8 protein-coding genes are annotated in these 24,825 nt (G+C 65.1%); 5 read left to right on the plus strand and 3 right to left on the minus strand.

Annotation, left to right across the window (positions count from 1 at the left end):
• Positions 1–9: 9 nt before the first annotated feature.
• Both AC0L3P_RS04205 and AC0L3P_RS04210 read right to left on the minus strand, forming a co-directional pair.
• A complete protein-coding gene (locus AC0L3P_RS04205; RefSeq protein ID WP_473301069.1) occupies positions 10–16,335 on the minus strand; it encodes a leukotoxin LktA family filamentous adhesin in 16,326 nt (5,441 codons plus the stop codon).
• Positions 16,336–16,404: 69 nt separating this feature from the next.
• Positions 16,405–17,175: a hypothetical protein gene (locus AC0L3P_RS04210; protein WP_473301070.1), complete on the minus strand. Its 771-nt coding sequence runs from the start codon at positions 17,173–17,175 to the stop codon at positions 16,405–16,407.
• A 294-nt stretch (positions 17,176–17,469) separates the two neighbouring features.
• Here AC0L3P_RS04210 and AC0L3P_RS04215 point away from each other — a divergent pair, with 294 nt between their 5' ends.
• Genes AC0L3P_RS04215 through AC0L3P_RS04225 form a run of 3 tightly spaced genes read left to right on the plus strand, consistent with a single transcriptional unit; the run spans position 17,470 to position 22,130 of the window.
• The gene (locus AC0L3P_RS04215; RefSeq protein WP_473301071.1) at positions 17,470–18,501 is read left to right on the plus strand and encodes an ABC transporter substrate-binding protein; all 1,032 of its coding nucleotides are present in this window, start codon (positions 17,470–17,472) and stop codon (positions 18,499–18,501) included.
• Positions 18,498–21,173, plus strand: coding sequence for a hybrid sensor histidine kinase/response regulator (locus AC0L3P_RS04220; protein ID WP_473301072.1), 2,676 nt, complete (start codon positions 18,498–18,500; stop codon positions 21,171–21,173). The genes AC0L3P_RS04215 and AC0L3P_RS04220 overlap by 4 nt, the downstream gene beginning before the upstream one ends.
• A gap of 45 nt (positions 21,174–21,218) precedes the next feature.
• On the plus strand, positions 21,219–22,130 hold the full coding sequence (locus tag AC0L3P_RS04225) for an alpha/beta fold hydrolase (RefSeq protein WP_473301073.1): 912 nt from the start codon (positions 21,219–21,221) through the stop codon (positions 22,128–22,130).
• A 51-nt stretch (positions 22,131–22,181) separates the two neighbouring features.
• On the opposite strand, the gene AC0L3P_RS04230 is transcribed toward AC0L3P_RS04225, so the two are convergent.
• A complete protein-coding gene (locus AC0L3P_RS04230; RefSeq protein ID WP_473301074.1) occupies positions 22,182–23,093 on the minus strand; it encodes a LysR family transcriptional regulator in 912 nt (303 codons plus the stop codon).
• A 129-nt stretch (positions 23,094–23,222) separates the two neighbouring features.
• Here AC0L3P_RS04230 and AC0L3P_RS04235 point away from each other — a divergent pair, with 129 nt between their 5' ends.
• Both AC0L3P_RS04235 and AC0L3P_RS04240 read left to right on the plus strand, forming a co-directional pair.
• Positions 23,223–24,161, plus strand: coding sequence for a ring-cleaving dioxygenase (locus AC0L3P_RS04235; protein ID WP_473301075.1), 939 nt, complete (start codon positions 23,223–23,225; stop codon positions 24,159–24,161).
• Positions 24,158–24,784: an alpha/beta hydrolase gene (locus AC0L3P_RS04240; protein ID WP_275167627.1), complete on the plus strand. Its 627-nt coding sequence runs from the start codon at positions 24,158–24,160 to the stop codon at positions 24,782–24,784. Before AC0L3P_RS04235 ends, AC0L3P_RS04240 begins: the two co-directional genes overlap by 4 nt.
• The last annotated feature ends 41 nt before the right edge of the window (positions 24,785–24,825 follow it).

Genomic DNA, 24,825 nt, shown 5'->3' on the forward strand with positions numbered 1-24,825 from the left:
CTGGTCCCGTTACCATGCCTGTGCGAGACGGCCGATGGCCGGCTTCGCCGCCTCGATCGCCGCGTCCTTCCAGCCGGCGCGTCCCACGCGCTGGCCCTGCGGGCGCAGCTTGCGCATGTCGCTCAGCCCCTCGACGTTGACGGCGGGACCAGAACCGATGGTCTCGACCGGCCGCGGCATCAGCAGTGCATCGAGCCGCGCCTTGCCGGAGAGACCGAGCAGGTAGAACGTCCCCCCGTCCTTCTTCGCGAGCCAGGTCTCGATGCTCTCGGTGCCCTCGCCGTCGACGGAGATGTTGCGCACCATGCTCGCGCCGGTGAAGTCGTTGCAGCAGGTGTGGGTCGGCCCATAATTGGTGACCGTCGCGGAGACGTTGCCGGTGTAGAACACCACATAGGCGTTGCTGACATTGGCATTCCCGACCTGGCTCATCGTGAACACGCCACCCGGCTGGTAGAGCTGGAGCGACGGCCAGTTGGACGGGGCCGGCGTACGGTTGTTGAGCAGCACCTGCTGGGTTGCCGTGGTCAGCATCAACTGGCCCGGCACATAGCCGTTCAGGATCGCGACCGCATGCGCATCGGTCCAGAAGTTGGCGTCCACCACCCTGAACTGGTTGATGACGATGCTGTCCGGATCGATCGAGACGTTGGCCGAGGTTGCGGTGCCGCCGTTGTAGCCGGTGATGTTCATGATCAGCGGAACCGACGGGCTCGAGCGAACCTGCTCGCCCTTGACGTTGATGGTATCGGCGGCGAGGTCGAGCTCCTTGACTACGCTGACCCAATCGATGGTCAGGTCGCCCGATGAAGTCAGCTTGATCACATTGCCGCTGACCCGGTCGAGCGAGACCGATCCGGCCACATCGAAATGCGTATCGCCGCTGGCCGAGATCGATCCGCCGCGGAGCGAGCCGGTGTCGGACTTGACGTTGAGGTCGCCGGCATCGCCCGGGATGCCTGTCGTGGTGAGCTGGCTGAAGACGATGTCGTTGACGGCATGCAGGGTCTGTGTGCCGCCGCTGATCGCGGTGCCAACGGTGATCCCTCCGGCAGTCGCGGTGATGCCGAGCGTGCCGCCGGCCGTGAGATTATCCCAATGAACCACAGTGCCGCTCAAGGCCGCGGTGCCGGTCGTGGCCGTGAGGTTATGACCTGTGTTGCTGCCTGCCGCGATCAGCCTTGCCGAGCCGTTGGCGGAGACCGAGCCGAGCGTCGGCACGCCGCCCGACATCACCGTCTGCGCCAGGATGAAGCCGTTGTCGGCGGTGACATTGATGTTGCCGACGTCGCCGCTGTAGCCGGTGGCCCCGAGCGACTTGAACGTCACGTTCTGGGTGGCGTGGACCGTCTGCGACCCGCTGCTGTCGGCGGTGCCGATGACGATGCTGCCATTGTTCGCGACGGCGCTGAAGGAGCCGCTTGCGCCTGCATCAGTACCCGCCAGCACCTGGTCGAGCGTCAGGCCCCCGTTGCCGAGGATGTCCACGCTGCCCTTGACCGCCGAGAGCAGGCTCGCCTCGGTGTCGGTCAGAGACTTCAGATAGATGTCGCCGGCACTCGTGCTTGCCGACAACCGCGCGGCGCTGAGGATGAACCGGCTCGTCGCGTTGCCGATGCCGTTGGATGCGCTCAGCGAAACTTCGGCGCCGGAGCCGGACGCGACGAATTTGGTCTGGCCGTCGCCGTTGTCGATGATCGCTCCGAGCGAGGCGACGCCGCCGGCGGTGACGATGATCGAAGCTGCATTCGAGGCCGCCGCATAGGACAGCGATGAATTCAGCCGGCCGATGGCCGCGTCGCCGGTGGTGGTCACGGAGATCACGCCGGCCGCGTTGATGGCGGAGTAAGCTTCCATCGACAGTGTCGCGGCCACCAGCGTCACCCCGCCGGCGCTGCTGGTCGCCGTCACGGGGGCCGTGCCGGTGCCGGCCGCGAAGGTCATGCCACGGTTGGCGAGGAGCTGCATCAAGCCGCCGCTGGCGAGGTCGGCATTGATGGTGAGCGCGCCGCGCGCAACGTTCAGCGTCAGTGCGCCGCCGGATGTCAGCGTCCCATAGGCGCCGTTGGTGCCGACCATGAGATCGCCGGTGACCGCGAGGATGCTGAGATCGCCGACCGCCGAGCCGGTCACGGCGCCGGAGATATTCACCTGCATCGGCTGGAAGGTCGAGCCGTTGAAGCCGACGCTGCCGCCGGCGCGCAGATCGAGGTCGGTGCCCAGAATATGGATCGCGCTACGATCCGTGAAGCCGGACTCGGCATAGATGCTGCCCGTCGCCGCGAGCTGGATTGCATTGCCGGCGGCAATGTTGCCGAGGATGAGATCGCCAGTGGTCTGCTTCACATAGATGCCCTGCGCCGACGAGACCTGGTCGAGCTGGTCATTGGCCGGGTCGGCGAAGGCGATCTGGATCGCGTTTGCGTTGGTCGCGGGATTGCTTCCGGCAGCCCCGGGGGCGCCGACATTGCCGTGCTCGGCGATCAGAGTCAGATTGCCGATATCGCCGGAGATCACGGGCGTACCGGTCACGCCGGCGGCGGCGGTGATGCTGGTCACGGCGTCGAGCTTGACGTCGCCGCGGCCGGTCACCTCGATGCCGTTGGCCTGCGCGGCCGCGATCGGGCCGTAATCCGCGGTGATGCCGCCGAGCGTGAGGCTGTTCTTGCTGCCGAGATAGATGTTGGTCAGCGCCTTGGCCGAGATCGCGATCGGGTTGTCGACAACGACGAGGTTCTGCTGCGACAGGCTGACCGTATACGTCACGACGTGGGTGGTCGGATCCGTGACCGCGCCGACGGTGAGCTGACCCGGACCGGCCGTCGCGAGCAATCCCCTCTGCGCCGGCGTCAGCGACGAGGAATCGACGCTGGTGAATGTGAACGTCTGAGGCGCTGCCGAATTGCCGACCGAGCCGTGCGGCGCATAGAGCATGATCTGGTTGGCGCTGACATTGGCCACGACGTTCTCGTCGATCGGCGGCGGTGCCGCGCCGACGGCCGACGACGAGACGGTGTAGGCGAGCTGGCTCTGCGTCCACTGCGCGCCCGCGGTGATGATGCCGTAGACCCGCTCGGTCGACGCGAGCGTATAGGCGTAGTTCGCATTGTAAGTGTTCAGTGCCGTTTGCAGCGCCGTATTGCTCGGCAGGCGCTGATTGGCTGTCGTGACGCCGTCGAACAGCTTCGTGAACAGGGTCGACGACAGCGAGCTGCCGAACACGGTCCCCAGCGGATCTGCCGGTGCGGTGCCGAGCAATGTCGTCAGTGAGGTCTTGAGCTCATCGGTCGTGATCTTGCCGAGCAGGAACTGGTCCCTCAGGAACCGCGTCGTGGCCTCGACCTTCATGTCCGTCGTCGAGACGTTCGCGGGATCGATGCCGAGCGTGGCCGCCACCTGCGCCCGCAGCACGGTCAATCCCACCGAAGTCGGGTTGTAGGTGCTGCCGTTCGCGAAGGCGATGTTCTTGAGCTGGAAGTAGTCGTTATAGGCCGACGTCACCATCGACTGGTAGCTGTTGACGGCATTGGTCGCGGCGTTGCCGCTGAGCAGGTCGAGGCTGGTCCAGACGTCCTGGAGATGCTGGCTCTGCGCCTGGGTGAGACCAACCGCCGCCCTTCCGTTCAGGATGCTGGCCTGGTTGCCGTCCGAGCCGGCCGCCTCGAGGAACACCGGGCCGCCGCTCGACTGGACCGTGCCGAGGCGCAGATCGCCCTTGGACTGCACAATGTAGGTGCCGGTCGCCGATGCGCTGTCGAGAACCCCGCCGTCGACGGTGCCGCCGGCCTGCGGGGTGCCCGTCGCCTGGATCACCAGCGGATTGATATTGGTCAGCGTGCTCGCGCCGTTGATGACGGCGCTCGTCGCGCCGATCGCGCCTGCTGTGGAGTTGATCTCAACGTTCTTGCCGATCACGACGGGGTTGGCGACGTCGTAGGGCGAGGCCGAGTTGATGTCGCCGGTCGCCGAGATAAAGACGCTGCCCTGCGGCGTGCTGCCCGCCGAATTCACCTTCACCTGATTGATCGAAAGCGAGCCGACGGCCGCGATCGCGATGTCGTGGTCGATTGAACTGGCCGTCAGGCTGCCGCCATAGACCTGCACCTGGACGGGAACACCGTTCGCGCCGATCGTGCCGATGCCGCCATCCGCCGAGAGAATGACGCTCCGTCCCGATATCACCGGGTTGTTCGCGTTCGTGCCGCTGGTGATAGCCGAATTGGCCCCCGTGGCGCTGACCGTCGTCGTACCCGAGAGGTTGTTGATCGGACCGTTGACGACGATGCCGGAGTTGGACGTGACCAGAACCGTGCTGTTGCCGCCGCCGCTGAACGAGATGTTGATCGGGTTCGACGCCTTCACCGTATTGGTCAGCGTCAGGGTCAGGTGATCATAGATATTCTGGTACCAGTTGTATTGGTTGTCCGTGCCGCAGCACTTCTCGGGATGGGTGTTGCCGCCACCGGTGTGATAGGAACCGGTCGCGGTGACGACTTCCTGGAAGTTCGATGTCTGTGGGCCAGTGCTGCCGCCGCCGCCCTGGGCCTGTTGCACGTCCGAAACCAGGCTGATGGTGCGGGTCCAGTTCTGCCCGGTGGCCGAGTTGGGCGTATAGTGCCATCCGTAGTCGAACTGCGTCGAGCTCGTCGGACGATCCAGCGTAGCCGTATCGACCCACTGGTAGAACATGTTTGCCTTGGTCGCGTACTGGATACCTGCCGTGCCGCTGAGGCTCGTCAGCATCGTGTCTGTGTACTGGCTCGCATTGACGCCGCTCGTCTGATACGTCGACACCTGCTGGCCGCCCGCAGCGGACGGATTGTAGACGTACCACGTCGTCTGCTGCTTGAGCTGATCGACGATCTCGATCACGCTCGGCGCGCTGACGCCGGTATTGATGGTGTTGGTGACGAGCTGCAGGCCGGTTGTGTTGTTGACCGTGATCGAGCCGGCGCCACCTTTGACCGCGATAGTGCCTTGGGAGACACCGTCCTGGGTCGAGGTCGAGATGATCCTGCCGTTCAGATAGACGTAGCCGCCCGAGCCCTGCACCACGCCGTTCACGAGGATCTGGTCGGTGAGAGCGTTGTACTTCACCCCGATCTTGATGTCGCCGGCGGCCTCCGTCGTCGCAGACGCCGTGATGTCGTAATAGCTGCCGTTCCGTGCGTTGACCTGGGCCTGGGCAAAGTCCGCGCCCGCATTGCGGCTCTTGAGGTCGTTGATGGCGGTCAACGTGGAGCCGCCGATGTCGACCGAGTAATCGCTGCTCGTGCCGCTCTGGATGGTGCCGTTGATGTTGATGACCCCCGCCGAGATGATGATCGCCTTGCCGAAGATGAAGGGCGCGTTAGCCGGCGGGTTGGTCCCCGTGCTCGAGTTCGCGGCTGAGTTCGAAGACGCAGTCTTCGGCGTGATCACGTCCGGCTGGATATTGACGACTTGGAAGTAGGCAGAGCACCCCGCGCAATTGAATGGCGAGTAATACGTAGCCGTGTGGTTGGTGGTGGTGGTGTTGCCCTGTGCATCTGTCGAGGTCGTGGTGTAGTCGTAGGTCGAGTTGCTGTAGACGCCTTGGCCGGTATAGGTATTTCGCTCCCACGGCGCGGTGGAGATGGTCTGAGCCGTCGGCCCCTCCATGATCGCGAGCGTAGCAGCGTTCGGCACGCTGCCGACGTTCGGGTTACCGTTGCCGGGCGCACCCTGGCCCATCGGCAGGAAGATCGCCGAATAGAGCGACAGGCCGTCGTAATATAGATCCAGCATGCGCGCGGTGAAGATGGTGCTGTTGCTCGCCGTCTGCTGAACGCCGTTATTGCCGTCGACGCAGCAATAGTACGAATACGGGTGGCCGCCGCCCGCGCCGATGTGCGGGCTGTTCGCGTAATCGCCATAGGCGCCGAGATAGGTCGCCGCCGCCATCACCGCCGTCAGCGTGTCGTCGTCACCCGGCTTGAACTCGACACCCGACCATTGCGAGAGAACATCGTGGTTGGAGGTGTAGAAGCTGCCGATGCCGCCGAGGAAGACGAACGAGCCGTTGGGCGCCACCATCTGGACGGTCGCGGCGTTGAGCGACTGCGACGCGACGATGCTGCCGAGATTGTTGGTGATCTTGAGCAGGCCGTTCTCGTTGTTGACGACGCCATCGAAATAGATGTCGGGCGTGCGGGTCAGCTGGTTGCCGTTCTGGTCGACGCCGAGTCCGCTGGAGGGATCCAGGCGGTTGTAGGTGGCCGAAATGTCGATGATCGGCGTCGCGCTCGGCGTGGCGGTGAAGGTCACATTGGAGTGCGAATCCGGATCGACATGGTCGATCTGGCGATAGGTGATGTTTCCTCCGGTGATATTGGTGACCGTGAGGTTGGCCAGGTCCATGAAGTCGAGACCCCTGTTCTCGATCTTGATCATCGGCGAGCTGCGCGCGATGACCGCCGGCGCAATCGGATTCGTGCCGCTGTTTCCGGTCAGCTTCTGCGCCAGGATCGACACGTTGCCGGCGGACACCAGCATATCGCCGAATGCGAAGGCATTGCCGGCGGCGTCGGAGGTATACGGCGCCTGCTGGATCAGCGCGTTGATCTGGCGCTGGAAGTCGCCGGTCGGATCGGTGCCGGATGGCGACATCGTGGTGGGGGCCGCGGGCGTCGCCGCCGCGAGCTGTGTGCGGATCTGCGTCGCGGTCAGGCCGGTCAGCGCGGCGAGCTGGTTGACGACGCTCTGATAGGGATTGAAGCCGCCGACGATGGTGTACTGGACCACCTGGTGGTTCCAGCTCATCATCGTGTTGAAGTGATCGACGTCGGCGACATATTCGAGCGTGGGGGTCGACGAACCGCCGGACAGCAGTGACGAGTAAGGACTCGTCGTGCTCGCGGTCGGCGCGCCCGCACCGATGTCGATCGTAATGGTGATATCGTTGTTGATGCCCGCGACCACCAGGCCATTGAGCGCGACATCGCCGGTTCCGCTGGTGTGGCTGTGATTGTCGCTGTTCTTGGCGCTGAAGATGTCCAGATACGGATTGTAGTTGCTGCCGTTGCCGGAGGCCGTGACCTGACCCTGGGTCGCTCCCAGGGAAATGTTCTGGACGCCGAGCACGCTCGAGGTATTGGCGAGCGTCAGGCTCGTCGTGTCATCGGCATTGGCCGTGCCGCGGTAGAGCGTGGAGATCGGAATGGCGGTGTTGTTGTAGACGACCGTCGTCGCGCTTGCCTGTACGCTGCTGAAGATGATGGTGTCGCCCGACATGCCGGCATAGATGTTGATCTGGCCCCAGGCCTCGACCTTGGCGTTGTTGCCGACGGTGACGGCCTGGTTGGCGTGAACCCAGCTGTTGGTGCTGGCGCCGACGCCGGCGATCGCGCCGTAGAGACTGGCGTTGGCATTGTTGGCCGCCGCCATCTTCGCAGCCGTGCCGATATAGATCTTGCCGGCGCTGAAGAGTTCGCGGGCATTGATGTGGACCGCGAGCGTGGCGTTCGCCGTCATGTTGGATTCGGCGCCGCCGCCGGCGAAGAAGGCGGCTGTGGCCAGGCTCGCCGTGTCGTTGGTATTCAGCGTGTTGTAGGCCTCGATGTTGATCACCGCCGCCGATGTCCGCGGATCGCCGTTGAGGCTCAGCACCGTCCCGGCGCCGATGTTGGTGGTGACGGTCTGGGTGACATGCGTGTTGCTCAGTGCCGCTGCACCAGCGAACACGCCACCGGAGCCCGACCGCGCGCCGCCACCAGCCTGGTTGACGATGTCGTTGGCGATGACGACCATGTCGCCGCCGGCCGAGTTGATGATCAGATGAGGTCCAATGTCGACGGTCGTGGTCGCGTTGACGTCGTTCTGCGCGCTGCCACCGGAGACGCCGGCCGTGGACGCCTGGTAGGCGTCGCCGCTGGCGGCATAGTTCGTGGTGTGCTTGGCCTGGATGTTGAGGCCGCCAAAGAACAGCGTGTCATCCGTCGTGCCGCCGTCGAACCGCGCATTGGTCACGGCGGTCGAGCTGGTCGTTGCGACCGCGGCGGCGCCGGCATAAGTGCCGCCCGCGCCGACCGTCGCGTTGGAGACGTTGATGTCCTTGCCGTTTGCGGTGATCTGGAGGATGCCGGTGTAGCCGGTGTGATTCAGATGGGTCGCGTCCATATCGTCGGGGGCACCCAGATAAGCGTAGGTGTGCGCGCTCGAGGACGTCTGGGCGACCGTCGCACCCACTGCCAGGAAGCCGGTCGAAAGTCCGGTGGCCTGGGCGTATTGGCTGCTGTCGTTCTGGGCCGTAATGACCACGTCGGCGTTGGGAAGCGTAATCCCGGTGCCGCCATACGCACTCACCGTCGCGTTCTCGGACGCCCTGGCGTAGCTGCCTTGTGCACCGATCAGCGAACCGCCGCCGCCCGCGAGCGACCAGGCGTAGGTCGTCGTGCCGTTCGTCGGAACCAGCGCCATCGCGGTTACGGCGAGCGCACCGCCCGAGAAGCTGGTGTTGTCGCCGACATCGGCCGTGACGGTGGCCGTCACCATGGATTCCGCGACGGACACGCCGATGGCGCCGCCGCCGACCGCGACGCCGATCGCTTCGCTCGAAAGATTGGGGGTGAGCGATGCCGACACCAGCGTGCCGACGCCGCCCGCGGAGGTGGTGATCGAGGCGCTGGAACCGATCTCGGCCAGAACAGTCGAATTTTCCTTTGCGGTCGCGACTGCCCCGTCACCGGCGACGATGCCGCCGGCGACCGCGGTCGCGGAGGCCGACATTGCGCCGGCCTCGCCTGCGCCAACCGCAAGGGTTGAGCTGTTCACCGTCGCGTTCGGCAGCACCTTTGCCGCGACCGAACTGGATCGTCCCGTGGTCGCGATCGACACCCCGATGGCCGCAAGGCCGCCGGTGCCGCCACCCGCGGTCACGCTCTGGGTCGAGCTGTCCATCGCCATGACCGCGACGCCGGTGCCGCCCATGCCGGTCACGGAGCCGCCGAGCTGCGCCGTGACGGTGTTGGCGACGTTGCCGACTGCCACGGCCGCATCCGCGCCGAAGTAGAGCGCTGCACCGCCGGCGATCGCCTCGCTGTCAACGGTCTTGCCCGCATAAGGTCCGGTGTCGGCGTCCTTGACCCGCGCGGCGACGGTCACGGAAGGCGCCGCAACGATTGCACTCAGATTGGCGAGCACGCTGCTGTTGACACTGGTGTAGCCGATGCCGGCACCGATCCCGATATTCTTGCCAAAGCCGGCGCCGAGCAGGAACATCTTGGTCGCGTTGGCGCTGGTGGCGCCGACGTTGACCTGCGTGCCGGTGACATTGCCACCCGCGATCTGGGCGGTGACACCGTCATTGCCGCCGGTCAGCACGGTGCTGACGTCGTAGGTCGAGGTTGCGTTGGCGTTGCTTGGATTGCCCGATGTGCCACTCGCGACCGCGTCGCTGCCGTGCGAGGAATTGGTGCCGGCGTTCACCGACGCGATGGTGCCGTTGTTGCCCTGGTTGAGCTGGCCGGTCTGCTCGCCCTGCGTATCCGGATCGGCGGTGTTGGTGCCGATGATGATGACGCCGACGGTCGCGCCGATGCCAACGCTGCCGCCGATGCCGGCGGTGACGGCGTAGGACAGCACTTCCTTGGTGCTGAGCGCGCCGACATTGATCGCACCGGACGAATTGAGGTTGCTGTTGCGGCTTTCCGCAATGGTCTGGCTCTTGAAGACGATGACGTTCGCCGCCGCGCCGACACCGACGCCGGACCCGCTGGCTGCAATCGAAAGTGCGCCGGCGATCTCCTTGATCGCCACGTCCTCGGTGGCGTTGATGGTGACGGCTCCGGCAGCACCGCCCGTGGGGGACTGCAGCGTGGTGTCGTAAACGCCCGCGATGGTGGTGTTGTTGGCGATCTCGATGTTGGCCATGCCGGCGATCGCCGCCGTGCCGGTCGAAAGCGCGCCGCCGATCGAATAGGCCTGGAAGCGGTTTTTCGTCGTTGCCGTGACGTCGAGCGCGCCGCTCAGATTGACCGCGGTCGTGTGCGCCGCGCCGTTGCCCTGGTAGTGGAACTCGTCTCCGACGTAGGCCTCGGTCCGGTTCGCCGAGACCTGAACCAGGAAGGCCGCGCCGATCGCGGCCTGGCTGCCATAGGCGCCCGAGCCGTTCGCCGACGCGATACCGGTAGCGTCGTAGGCATTGACCGTGAGCGAGGACGCCGTGAGGGAGCCGCCGTCGACATAGGCCTCGGTGGTTGCGACGAAGACGTTCAGCCCGACCGAGCCGGTGCCGAAACCGACCGCGATCGATGACGCGTCCTGCTCGGCATTGGCTTTCACGGTGACGGCGCCCACTGTTGCGCTCGCCGACTGCACACCGCCCACGGTCGCATTGGTGATGTAGGCCTCGGTGTCACGCGACATCGTCGTGCTGAGAATGGTCGCACCGCCGCCCCCGCTCCCGGTTGGCGGTACCACGCCGGCGCCGAACGCGCCGGAATAGGAGAAGCTGCTGGCGGCCACGTCGATCTGCGGGTCGAGCGTCGAACTTGCCAGCCGCGTGTCGATCGCCGCGCCGTCGATATAGGCCTTGGTGGATCCGCTCATCACATTGGTGATCGGATTGATCATGATGGAGATGCCCGAGCCTGCAGACAGCGTCGCGACGTTGGTGACGACAGCCTGGTGCGAACTGGCGACGACGGCGAGGCCGCGTACGCTCTCCTGGGTCTCGCTGAGATCGGGCGTGGTGTCGGTGGGCGCGCTGAAGCCGCCGAGATCGATCGCATGCGCGAGCGTGCCGCTGTTGACCGAAAGCACGTCGCTCGTGCTGGTTCCGAGCGCATCCACCTTCGTCGTCGTCCCGCTGATATAGGCCGCGGTGGTGCCGGTGATCTTGTTCGTGACCATCGAGCCCGCACCGCCGGCCGCGCCCTTGCTGATCGACACGGCGCCGGCGAAAACGCCCGCTTTGTCATTATTGCCGGCAATCACGGCAACGTTGTTGTTCGCGGTGACGTCGGCCCCGCCGGTGATGCTGGCGGTGACGTTGGTTCCCATCAGATTGGTGGCGACCGAACCCGCAAGGCCGATCTGCGAAGAAATCGCAATACCGACGGCAACCGTCGAGATGCCAGCGTTCGAGTTCGCGTTGACGGCGACGTTGCCCGAGGCGGTCAGCTTGGAGCCGGTGACACCGGCACTGACATTGTTGCCAATGCTGCTGTAGACGAGTGCCAGGCCCGCGGCGCTGCCTTGCGTCGAGGCGCCAGCGACTGCGGCGGCTCCGGTGATGCTCGAATTGTCGCTCGCGGTGACGGAGATGTTGGAAGCCGTGACGGTTGATTGTGTCGTGTCGGACTGGTTATTGCCGATCGCCGCCGAAACGGTATTGGCGATCGAGCTGATCGTCATGCCGCCGACGCCGGCAAACTGGCCGCTCGCCAGGCCGAACCCGATCGTGACCGATTGGATCTTCGTGATGTCGACCGCATTCACACTGACACTGCCGAGGGCCGACATCCGGACGTTGGCGATATAGGCCGAATGCGTCGTTGCGATGGTATCGTACACCATCGAGGCGCCGACATTGTTCTTGCCGGCCTGGATGGTGCCCGCAACGGAGATGATGCTGGCACCCGGACCGTTACCCGTGCCACCGTTGAGCGCCGCCGCGCTGAAATCGATGCAGTTCTGCGTGCCATTGCCGGCGGCGGCAGTGCACGTGTCGGACGCGAGATGATTGTTGTTCGACTTCCTGACGAGATTGCCGAGCGCCGTATCGAGGTCCGACACGGCGCCGCTGTCAGCAAGCACTGTCACGCGCCCGACGTTGATGTTCACCGTCGCGCTGCTGCTGATATAGGCCGTGGTCGTGGGCGTAATCTCGTCGACGACGATCGCCCCGGCAAGTCCGTTGGCGTTGCTCCCTGCCCCGCCCGAGGCCGCACCGGCCGCAATCACGCTGGCGCTGTCGGCCAGCACCAGCAGGCTGTCATAGTTCGAGATCGACGTGTTGCGGATATGCGCGTCGGTGGCGTTGCCGCCCGAGGGATCGGCAATCGACGCATAGGTCAGCGCGATGCCGACACCGGCCTTGCCGCCCGACAGATAGAGCGAACCGCCGCCGATTGCGATGTTCGTGGTCTGATAGGCATCCACCTCGATCGCGCGATTGGTCCCCGTCGCGACGCCCGTGATCGTCGAGTTCTCGATATATGCATTGGCACTGTCGGTGACGATGCCGACAGATCCCGACAGAGCGAGCGCATTGGCCGACGTTCCGCCGGCCACGCCGAGTGCGACGACGGTCTCCGACCCGCCATTGAGCGCCTGCACCGTCACAGACATCTGGTTCTGCATCGTGGTGCCGGAGATATAGGCGAGCGTGGCATTGTTGGATATCGCCGCCGCGATGGCGGCGCCGATCGCTGCTCCCTGAGACCACCCGCCGGACATATTGGCCGCGGCGGAGCCGGAGCCGTTGCTGAGGATCGTGTCGTTGAGCGCCTGCACGATCGTATTCGTGTTCACCGCGGTCGCCGTGGTGAATTTGTTGACCGACGTATTCTTTATATAAGCGCTGGTCCCGAGCGAGACGTCGCTCACGGACGAGCTGCCCGCAAGGTCCATGGTGAAACCGCTCGTGCTCGATCCCGAGCCCGAGCTGATCTTGTTTGCAGCCAGCGCGATCCCGGCCGGCCCGCCGGTCGCGGCGGCACCGGCGGCGTTCGCCTTGTCGGCGAAGCTGGACAATGACGGCTCGCTAATCGAAGCCGCGACGGCCGCAGACGTGATCCGGCCAGAGGTGGTGGCGCTGATCGTGAGGTTGTCGGCGTTGACGAAGCCACTTCCGCCGCCGTTACCGGCAAACGGATCGTTGCTGCTGAACGGCCCCGGCCGGATGTCGGAATGGTTGTCGCCGATATAGGCGGAGGTATCCATATTCGCGCCCAGATAGGCAACGGACAATCCAACCGCCGAACCACCGCCGACATTGACCGCACCGGCGATCGTCACGACCGACAGATCCTGCTGCGCCAGGACGCCGAGCGTCGGAGAAAAGACGCTGGCCTGGCTGGAGATCGAGGCGTGCGTCGTGTTGTTGAGGAAGCCGAGCGAGGTGATGCCGTTCAGCGCCAGCGAGCCACCGGCCTTTCCGGACGACGGCGCGACCGCGACGAACTGGTCCGAGGTGATCGCGTTGACAGCGATATCGTCCGCCGCCCGCAGCGATGCACTCTCCGAAACGCCGGCGATCGTGCTGGTGTTGAACTGGACGAAATTGAGCGAGCCGCCCACCGAGGAGCCGCCGGACGTGTTGCCGGGAAGGAAGCCGAGTGTACCGACATTGCCGGCGGCGTCGATCGACGCCGTCGTCGTCGTCGCCGCGATCTGGATGCTGGCGTCGTAAGTGTGGACGTCGCCGTTGTTCACCGTCGCCGACCAGCTGCTGCCGCAAGCCGCCGTGCATGTCGCGGTCAGGCTGGCGCTGCTGGCCACCCACGCCGTCGTATCGTTGTTCACGACGAAATGGTTCACCGAGCCGGCCACGGCGGCGATATCGCCCGCGTCGGCGGTGGCGTTGGCATAGCTGGTCAGGATGTTGCCGCCGACGCCGAGATTGCCGTTGAGGTGGCTGAGAACCTCGGTCAATCCGTCCCACTTCAGCCAGGTATTGGTGATCGGCATCCACGTGCTGGCGTCGACGGCGATGTTGGCCGCATTGATCACCGTGCCGCCGCCGACATAGGCGTTCGAATTGTGATTGAAATTGCCCCATGCGACCGCGGCGCTGATTGCGACTCCCTCGCCGCTCGTCGGGTCCGAGGCGATCGCAGACGCTGTGGCGTTGCTGCGCACGCCCCGGTCGACGAGGGTGCTGACGACGGCGACATTGCCACTGACATAGAGGTTCGGTGCGCCGCCATTCGGATTCTGGCCGATCGACGCGGTGGCGTTTTCGGTGCTGTTGGCCAGCGACACCGCGGCGGCGGCCTTCAGATTGAAATTCACCGGCATCAGCGGGATCATATGCTGGGCGATGATCGAACCCGGGCTGGCCGTGGAGACCATGAAATCCTGGATCGCGCCGATCACGGCCGGCGTACCGACGATGGTCGAAGCCATGGTCGAGTTGCTCGTGGTGTTCGACGTCGCCTCGACCATCACGGAGCCGTTCATCCGGGACGACGTGCTGGTGCCCAGTGACGCGCCGAGCTTTGCGGTGGCCGACGTGGTGACGTCGCTGATGGCGAGCGCCCCGCCGATGCTGCCGCTCGCGTTCGGTGTGCTCAGCGCGACCGCGGTGGCACTGGTCGAGAACGAATTGTTGTTGATCGCACGCACCGTCAGCGAATTGCCGGATGCAATCACGTTGCCGACGGAGAGGTTCGCGCCGGTCGCGACATTGGCCGTGGTCGAGACCGAGCCGGTGGAATAGGCAACGGTCGCGACGAATTGCGCGCTGGACGTCGCCGCGACCGCAGTCACGTTCAACGTGGCGTCATTGGTGGCGTGGATGTTGAGGTTGCCGCCCGCGCTGATCGTGGCGCCGGAGGCCACGTTGGTGGTGACGTTGCCGTCGAGCTTGCCGACGACGGCGGCGGCGCCGATCGGCGAGCCACCGAGCAAGGTGCTCGCCAGCGCCGGATCCTGCGCCGTTTCCGAGCCGTGCGACTTGATGTCGACGTTGCCGAGGCCGTTGATGTTAGCGTGGCCGTTGATGTTGACCGTCGCCGTGGCGCTCGCGGCCACATAGCCGCCGTTCAGGCCGAGCAGCGAGGCCGCAAGCGTGGTGCCGACCAGCGTGAAGAGGCCGGGGACCGAGCTCGTGAAGCTCGATGTCGCCGTCGAGGTCGCACCGATCGAGATGTCGCCGCCCGTGATCTGGCCATCGATCGTGATCCCCGTGGTGGCGGTGGCCTGGCCCGACAGCTTGGTGTCGCTCGCCGTCGCGGTCAGCGTGACACTGCCGCTGGCGTAGTTCGTTCCACCAACATTGATCGCCTGGGCGAGAATCTTCGCCCCGTTGACCATGCTGATGGTCGGCGCGTCGATCTCGACATTGATGGCGTTGCCGACGGAATGAGTCTTGGTGGCGTCGAGGTTGCGGGCATCGATCACCGCATGCGCGGCCAGCGTGATCGAGTTGTCGGCCTGAACCACATAGGTGCCACCAGCGCTCAGCGCCGCGATGGCGTTGGCGACGGACGTGTTGCCGAGGGTTACGCCGACGTCGCCCTGGCTGGTGTCGCCGATCACCACATCGGTCGGGTCGATCAGCAGCGTGCCGGCCCGGCCGCTGGGGGCGGCAAGGTTGATCGTAACGCCGCTGCCCACGTCGATGACGCCGTTTCCGCTCAGCTCGACCAGGCCCGCATTGGCAGTCTTCGAGCTGGCATTGATCTTCGCGCCGGTCTTCACGGTCACGTCGTTGCCGGCCTTGACGAGGACGCCGCCGGCATCCGCAGTCCGGCTCGCCGTGCTCAACCGCGCATTCTTGCCGAGTTCGGCCTGGTTGCCGGCCACGACCGTGATGTTGCTCGGCGTCGTGGTCTTGCTTCGCACGCTCAGCCGTCCGTTGACACTGGCGTTGTTGACGGCGCCAATGTGGATGGAGCCGTTGCGCACGGAGATCGCGGCGGCGCTGCGCAGCCCCTTGGAATTCACCGAGGCTGCGAACTTCGCGGCGTGATCGAGATTGGCGATGTCTCGCTGGCTGGCACCGCCGACAAGAACGTTCTGCCCGGTCAGGCGCACGCCGTCGATGGCATTGACCCGGCCGTAGATCCGGATGTTGCCGTCCGGCGAGACCGGGAACGAGCCCGCCATCAGATTGGCGACGGCCGAACCGTTGATCTGCCCCTGCGCGCCGATCAGGCTGTCGGTGAACTCGCGCGTCGGCGTCGAAACGTTGAGGCTGCCGACATTGACCGTGCCGCTGCGGCCGACCACGAAGCCCTTGGGATCGGCGAAATAGACGTTACCGCCGATCGCGCCATTCATGTAGGAGTTCAGCGTGCCGTTGACGTACACTGGTGCGTCGCGAACGATGTTGACGAGATTTTGCGTGCCGGTCGGCAATTGCAAATTGACGGTGTTGCCCTGCCCGACGCTGAATCGCGAGAACGAGTTGAAGGCACTGTTGCCGGAGACGGTCGACGTCGTGACGTTGGTCACGCTGCCGGACGTCTGAAGGCTGGTCCCGGTGCGGCCGTCCGGCGTGATCACGTTCGCCGTCTGCGCCTGCAGACGGACGCTGAACACCGGCAGGAAGACCATCTGCATCGCGCAGAGCAGTGACATCGAACGGAAACGCGCAAGCCCCCGCAGCGTCAGCTCGTCATTCTCTCGCCTTGCAGATGGTCGGCGCATTTCAGATCCTCTTCATCGGCACTGGGGCCGATCCACAACCGGGTGGGAGAATGTCGTCGAAGCGCGGCATCAGAACTGGCCGGGCGGCAGCTTGAAGATGTCGGGGCTCTTGGCGTCGGCCACGTAGAACAGCAGCAGGCTGGTCGGCGTCAGCACTCGCTGATTGTTGTCTTTGTTCTCGAACGTGCCCTGGAGCAGCAGGATGACCGAGCGATCCTTGGCGTCGCTGCCGCGGAACATCACGATGCCGCCGTTGACGGGCATGTTGACCGCGATGGAGTCGGGCTTGAAGCCCTCGCTGAGGAAATGGGCGCGCAGGATGTTGGCGTTGGAGAACAGCTTCTCCGGCGTGATCGCCGCGTCGGTGCCCTTCGACCAGACCGCGCCGATCTGGATCAGCGACTTCGACTTGTAGCCGAACACGTAGGAGAGCTCGGCGGTGCCGCCGTTCGGCAGCAGCTCGGGCGCCGAATAGAGCAGGCTGTGCGTCAGCTCGGAGGCATTGTCCTGCGCCCTGACGGCGTCGGGCTTTGCGCTGAAATCCTTGGCTATCGCCGCGCGCACGTCGGCCTCGTTCATCCCGAATTTGGCCGAGCGGAAGCCGTCGATCGCCTTGGAGTCGATCGCTTTGGACTTGTCGTCCGGGGCCGCTGTCTCGGCGGCGGCTGCCGACGTCGCGCCGGCGGCGACCGGCGTACCGGCTGCTGCGGGGGCAGCACCGGCGGCTCTCGGTGCCGGCGCAGCTTTCTGCTTTGGCACGGCGCCCTGGGCCGCAAGGGGCCCCGCTGCAACGGTGGTGAGCAGGCCAACGAGGGCCGGAACGAGATAGATTTTGCGCATCGAAAACCTTCGAAAAAATTTGAAACAACGCTTCAAAAATCGGCAGCTACGAAATCGGTCTCCCCGAACCGTCATCACGACCGAGACGGAAAATGTTGCAACGCCGCAGTGCGTTACAAGGCGTCACGGAGGAGGCAAGGTTCGAAACAGCGACTCTTTGGCGGCGTAGGAATACGGTATCGGGCTGCCAAACGCTGCGAATGAGCAGTCACAAACGCATTTTTTCATCAATTGTGGATGCCGGCTGTTCGCGCTAAGCATCGGGCTGGGGCAAACCATCATGCAAAGACATCCATGACCGATCGGCCTTCCGCTCTCGCGGTCGATCGCCGCGGGTTCATTCGCCTTGCGGGCACGACCGCTGCGGGATGGCTGGCGCTTGGCGCAACATCTGATCGCATGCGCGTCGTCGCATCGCTGACCGCATTGCGGCTCGACGACGAATTGACCAGAAGAAGCATGATCGACAGCCCGACCTCCCGCCTGGGTGGTCTCATCGCGGGCTTGAGGCAGCGAGGTTGGGTCGAAGGCGTCAATTTCCGCTTCGAGCTCCGTTCGACCTTCGGCGCGCCGGATAGACTGAAAACCGCGGTTCAGGAATTGCTGGCGCTCAAGCCGGACGTGATCCTGACCGGCTCGACGGTCGAAACCGCGGCAGTCCTGGAAGCCACCAAAACCATCCCGATCGTGTTCGCGACCGCCAACGATCCCGTCGGCAACGGCTTCGTCGAAAGCCTTGCCCATCCCGGCGGCAATGTGACCGGCTTCACCAACAGCACCGCCGAGATGGGCGGCAAATGGCTTCAGCTCATCCGGGAGGCCGTGCCGGATCTTGCGCGTGTCGGCATCCTGTTCAACCCGGCGACCACACCTCGCGGCGGCCGCTTCTTCCTCGATTCCATCGAGCAAGAGGCAGCACTGTCCGGCGTGTCCGTGGTCCCCGCCCCGGTCAGCGCGCCAACGGACATCGACGAAGCCGTCAGGCGCTTTACCGAACCGCCCAAGGCGGCGATGATCGCGCTCGTCGACAGCTTTCTGGTGGTCAACCGGCAGGCGATCATCGCGGCGACCGCCAAATATCGCGTGCCCACGATTTACCCCTTCCATTATTTCATGGATGCGGGCGGGCTGATGAGCTACGGGCCGACGCTCGAAGTGCGCTCGGCTGACTATGTCGATCTCATCCTGCGCGGCACCAAGGCCGGCGATCTGCCGGTGCAATCGCCGCGCAAATACGAACTCCTGATCAACCGCACGGTCGCCCGCACGCTGGATTTGACGATACCATTCACGCTGCTCGCGCGCGCCGACGAGATCCGCGAGTGAACGAGACGATCGACCAGGGAGATTTGCGGCCACCTCCCGGCCGGCTGTTCCGCAAATACCTCTACTCGATCGTCGCGCTCGCTTTTGCCGCGCTAGCCATCAACACCAGCTTCGACGTCTGGTTCTCCTATCGCGAGCAGAAACAGCTACTGGCGGCGACCCAGCGCGAGCAGGCAGCAAGCGCCGCCATCCAGATCGGCCAGTTCATTGGCCAGATCGAAAGCCAGATCAGATGGCTCTCGCGCCTGCCCCCGGAGCTGTCCACGAACGAGGACCAGCGTCTGAACGCCATCCGCCTCCTGCGCCTCTCGCCTGCGATCGCCGAAATCGCCGAGCTCGACGCGCAGGGTCGCGAGCAGGTGCGCGTGTCGCGCCGTGTCGCGGACAGGATCGGCAGCAAGGCCGACCTCTCCACCTCGCAGGCCTTCCGCGGCGCCAATGAAAGCCGCGCCTATTACGGGCCGGTCTACTTCCTCGGCGACACCGAGCCGTTCATGACGCTCGCCACGCGCGGAACCGGCCTGACGCCCGATGTGATTGTCGCCGAGGTCAATCTTCGCTTCATCTGGGACCTCGTCGCCGGGATCAGGGTGGGCAACACCGGCAAGGCCTATGTGGTCGATCGGATGGGGTTGTTGATCGCGCATCCCGATTTGTGGCCGGCGTTGCGTCGCAGCGATCTCTCCGGCCATGCCGACGTCCGCGCCGCGCTCGATGGCGTCGGGCCGCCCTCCGGCGGCCTGGTCAAGGAGGATCTCTCCGGTCAACGCGTGCTGTCGACCTATGCGACGGTCCCCTCGCTGGGCTGGTTGGTGTTCGTCGAGCTGCCGCTCACCGAGGCCTATGCGCCGATCTACGCGTCGATCGGACGCTCGACTTTTCTCCTGGTCATCCTGCTCGCATGTGCGGTGCTGGTCTCTCTGTTTCTAAGCCGGCGCATGACCGTGCCGATCCAGATCCTGACGCAGGGCGCCCGGCGGATCGGCAGCGGCGACCTCGGCCTGCGGCTCGCAATCAAGACCGGTGACGAGCTGGAGGCGCTCGGCGACCAGTTCAACCGGATGGCCGCTCATTTGCGCGAATCCTATGCGACGCTCGAGCGCAAGGTAATCGAACGCACCTCCGAGCTTGAAAGGACCCGCGACCAGGCCCTTGCCGAGCACGATGCCGCCGAGCGCGCGCGCAGCGCGGCGGTGGCGGCCAATGAGACCAAATCGCGCTTTCTCGCGGTCGTCAGCCACGAGCTGCGCACGCCGCTGAACGGCGTCATGGGCGTGCTGCAACTGCTCGACGACGGCAGCCTCGGCGAAGCGCAGCGGCGCCACCTCACGACCGCCGCCGCGTCGGGCGAAACGCTGATCGCGCTGGTCGACGGCATCCTCGAATATGCGCGCCTGGAGGCCAGCGCCGAGACTCTGGAGACCCGCGATTTCCGCCTCGACCAGCTCATCGAAACGGCCGCCGATCTGATGCGTCCGCAGGCCGTTGGCAAGGGCCTGACCTTCGATCTCGCCTGCGATGCGACGGTCAATATCTCCGTGCACGGCGATCCGGTGCGGCTCAATCGCATTCTGCTCAATCTGATCGGCAACGCGATCAAGTTCACCCCGCGCGGGGGCATCGGCTTGAGCGCGGCCGCCGAGGGACATGACGATCATGTCCTGCTGCGCATCACCGTTCGCGATACCGGCATCGGCATCGCGCCCGACATGCACGAGCGGATTTTCGAGGATTTCGTCCAGGCCGACGACAGCATCGCCCGGCGATTCGGCGGCACCGGCCTTGGACTGGCGATCGCGCGGCGCCTCACCCGCCTGATGCGCGGCGAGTTGACGGTGGCGAGCACGCCGGGTACGGGCAGCTCGTTCATGCTTGAGGTACCGCTTGGCCTTGCCGCGAGCGACATCGCGCAAGGCGCGGTCCAGCCGCCATCGCGGCAGCTTCGCGTGCTGCTGGTCGACGACGACCCCGTCAATTGCGAGGTCGGCGAAGCGATGTTGAAGAGGCTTGGCCACCACGCCACCATCGCCACGAACGGCGCGTCGGCTATCGCACTCGCCCGCGATCAGGCGTTCGATATCATCCTGATGGATCTGCACATGCCCGACATGGACGGGGTCGAGGCGGCATCGCGGATCCGCAAGCTCGGTCTGCCGACGATGCCGCGCATCATCGCGGTGACCGCCGACATGTCGCGCCGCGCCCGCGAACGGCTCGCGGACGCAGGCATTGCCAGGATCGTCAGCAAGCCGATCCTGATCAATGCGCTGCGCGAGGCGATCGAGGATGATGCCCAGAACCAGCCGGCCGCGGCGCAACTCGCCGCAGGCGCATTGATCGACCGGCATTTCCTCGATGACCAGAAGGAGCTGCTGGGCGCGGCGCAGATCGCAAAACTCCACCGCCTACTGGAACAGACGAGCAAAAAGCTGGTCGAGGACATCGCCAAGGCAGCAGTGATTGGCGATCCCACGCAGCTCGCACGCTGCGCGCATCAACTCGGGAGCGCCGCGAGTGCACTCGGCCTCGTCCGCCTGTTCGAATTCTGCCATGAGGTCGAGCTGGCGGCAGTCACGATGTCCCCGCCCGAATCCCACAGCGCCGCCCGCGAGCTCGCCGCGCTTCGGAAGGCCTCGATGAGCGCGCTGGACGATCTGCTTCGGCCGGCCTAAGAGCCTTCGGTCACTGACTGAAATACAAGATGATCGGAGGCGCCGGTGCGCGCAAGATATCTCGCCATTGTTCTCACGCTGCTCGCCCCTGCCGCGCGCGCCGAGGTCGAACAGTTCCCGTCCGGCTTCAAGACCAGAACCATCGCGGCCAACGGCACGCAGATTCATGTTCGCGTCGGCGGTCAGGGGCCTGCCGTGATCCTGATCCACGGTTTCGGTGATACCGGCGACATGTGGGTCAAGCTCGCCGCTGACCTCGTGCGCGACCACACCGTTGTCGTGCCCGATCTGCGTGGTATGGGCCTCTCGAGCAAGCCCGACAATGGCTACGACAAATGGACCCAGGCGGCCGACATGCGGGCCGTTCTCGCAGCGCTCGGCATCGAAAAGACCGCCGTCGTCGGCCACGACATCGGAACCATGGTGGCCTATGCCTACGCGGCCCGGTATCGCGACCTGACCGAGAAGCTGATCGTCATGGATGCCCCGGTGCCCGGGGTGCCGCCGTGGGACGAGGTCGTTCGCAGCCCGCAGCTTTGGCATTTTGATCTCGGAGGCCTGGACATGGAGCGGCTGGTCAAGGGTCGCGAGCGCATCTACCTCGACCGCTTCTGGAATGACTTCGCGGGCACGCCTTCCAGGATCGCGGAAGCGACACGCCGTCATTACGCAGCGCTCTATGCGCGGCCGGGCGCCATGCGTGCTGCGTTCGCCCAGTTCAGGTCGATCCGAACCGACGCCGAGGACAACAAGAAGGCGATCGCGACCAAGTTGACCATTCCCGTGCTGGCTGTCGGGGGCGAAAAATCCTTCGGTGCGACAGAGGCCGTCGTGATGCGAAACGCCGCGACTGACGTCACCGAATTAGTCATTCCGGACGCCGGTCATTGGCTGATGGAAGAGCAACCGGCGGCGACCGTGAAGGCGATACGCCAATTCCTCGACACCAAAAACTAGAGCAGCGAGCCGCGCGGAGCCGACATATCTCGCTCGGTCCCTCCGCGCGGGTCATTTTAATCGGCCCGACGCTTCATCCTCCCGCCCGAACCGCTCCACCAGAAAATCGATGAACAGCCGCACCTTCACCGACAGATGCCGGGTCGGCGGATAGACCGCATAGAGCGCGAGCGGCGGCGCCGAATACTCGTCCAGCACAGTCCGCAGCTCGCCTTTCCTCAAGGCGTCGGCGGCGATGAACTCCGGGAGCAGCGCGAGCCCCCTGCTCTTGATCGCGACATCACGCAGCACTTCGGCATTGTTGACGCAGAGCGACCAGGCCGGCTGGATCCAGTGATCGCCGTCGGTGCCGGTGAGCTTCCACTGATTGCCCGTAAGCAGGAAGCCGTAGGTCAGCGAGGTGTGCCCGCGGAGATCCTGCGGGTGTTTTGGTGTGCCGTGACGTGCGAGATAATCGGGTGAAGCGCAGATCATGCGCGCCACCGGCATGATTTTTCGCGCGATCAAACTCGACGATTCCAATTCCGCGATGCGCAAGGTCACGTCAAAACCGTCCTGGACGGGATCGAGCAGGTCGTCGCTGAGCACGAGCTGGAGCTGCAGCTCCGGATATCGCGCCATGAAATCGGCAAGCACCGGCCCGAGCCGCAGGGTGCCGAACGACATCGGCGCGTTGACGCGCAACAGGCCGCGAGGCGCCGATTGCGCCTGCGTCACGGCCTGGTCGGCCGCCTCGATCTCCGACAGGATCACGACCGCGCGCTCGAAATAGCGCTGGCCGTTCTCGGTCGGGCTCGCATGGCGCGTGGTGCGGTTCAGGAGCTGCACGCCGAGGCTCTCCTCGAGGTCGGCGATGTATTTGCTGATCGCCGAGCGTGACAGCCGCAACTGCCGGCCCGCCTCGGCAAAACTGCCGCTTTCGACCACTTTTACGAAGGCCCGGAGGCTGGCGACCTTATCCAAGCGTCGGCCCCGTGGATTGTTTCCAAATCGTAGACATAGACGTCATATTTGCATGGATTGTCTCCAATTCAAAGCGGAGCGATATTTCCGGCCAGAGCAAGACCGCTCCCCTAGCGTTGGAGGACGACAATGTCTGGACTGCACCATGTGACCGCGATCGCCGGCGACCCGATCAGGAACTTCGGCTTCTACACCCGAGATCTCGGCCTGCGCTTCGTCAAGAAGACGGTCAATTTCGACGATCCCGGCACCTATCACTTCTACTATGGCGACGAGACCGGCCGCCCCGGCACCATCCTGACCTTCTTTCCGTGGGCCGGCGTGCCGGCCGGGCGCCGCGGCGTCGGCGAGACCCACCAGACCGCCTTCCGCGTGCCGCAGCGCTCGCTCGGCTATTGGACGCAGCGCTTCGTCGAGAAGGGCATCGCCTACGAGGCGCTGGAGAAGCGCTTTGGCGAGTCCGTGCTGCCGTTCACAGACCCTGATGGCATGGCGCTCGCGCTCGTCGGCATTCCCGGTGCCGAGAGCGAGCCCGGCTGGAGCAACGGCGACGTGCCGGCCGAGCATGCGATCCGCGGCTTCCACGGCGTGACCTTGCTGCTCGACAGCGCGGCAAAGACGGCTGCCGTCCTCACCGACGTGTTCGGCTTCAAGGAGATGGCGCGTGAAGGCTCGGTGATCCGCTTCAAGGCACCGGGCGATGTCGAAGGCAGCGTCGTCGACATCTACGAGGCCAAGGGCTTCCTGCGCGGGCACCAGGGTGGCGGCTCCGTGCATCACATCGCCTTCCGCGCAGCCGACGACGCCGAGCAAGGCAGGATGGCGCAGAGGCTCGTGAGCAATCACGGCCTGCACCCGACCGAACAAAGGGACCGCAACTACTTCCGCTCGATCTACTTCCGCGAGCCCGGGGGGGTGCTGTTCGAGATCGCGACCGATATCCCCGGCTTCGCCGTCGACGAGCCCGTGGCGACGCTGGGACGCGACCTCAAGCTCCCGAGCTTCCTCGAAGCGCAGCGCAAGCAGATCGAGGCTGTGTTGCCGAATTTGGCAGAGAGCGTGTCATGACCGAGAGTTCATTCGTCCATCGTTTCGAGCCCGCGACCAGCACGGGCTCTCCTCCGGTGCTGCTGCTGCACGGCACTGGTGGCGACGAGAACGATCTGCTCGGGCTTGGCAAGATGATCTCGCCTGGCTCGGCCCTGCTCTCGCCGCGCGGCCGCGTGCTCGAGCATGGCATGCCGCGTTTCTTCCGCCGCCTTGCCGAGGGCGTGTTCGACGAGGACGATGTGCGGCGGCGCGCGCGCGAGCTCGGCGACTTCGTCAGCGAGGCACGGCAGCGCTACGGCCTCGCCGCACCGGTCGCGGTCGGCTTCTCCAACGGCGCCAACATCGCGGCCGCGCTGTTGCTGCTGGAGCCGGACGTGTTGGCAGGCGCGATCCTGCTCCGCGCCATGGTGCCGCTGTCGGATCCGCCGAAGGTTGAGCTCGGCGGCAAGCCCGTCCTGCTTCTGTCAGGGCAGGCTGATCCGATCGTTCCGGCGAGCAATTCGGGGAAGCTTGCCTCGCTGTTGTCGGAAGCCGGAGCCCGGGTCGAACACAAGGTTTTGCCGGCGGGCCATCAATTGTCGCAAGCCGATTTGACGCTCGCCCGCGACTGGGTCGGCAAATTCGCCGCCGAAGTCGCCTGATCCCGAAAAGCGGCGCATCGTCTTCGAGCGGTGCGCCGCGG

The sequence above is a fragment of the Bradyrhizobium sp. WSM4874 genome (assembly GCF_055811835.1).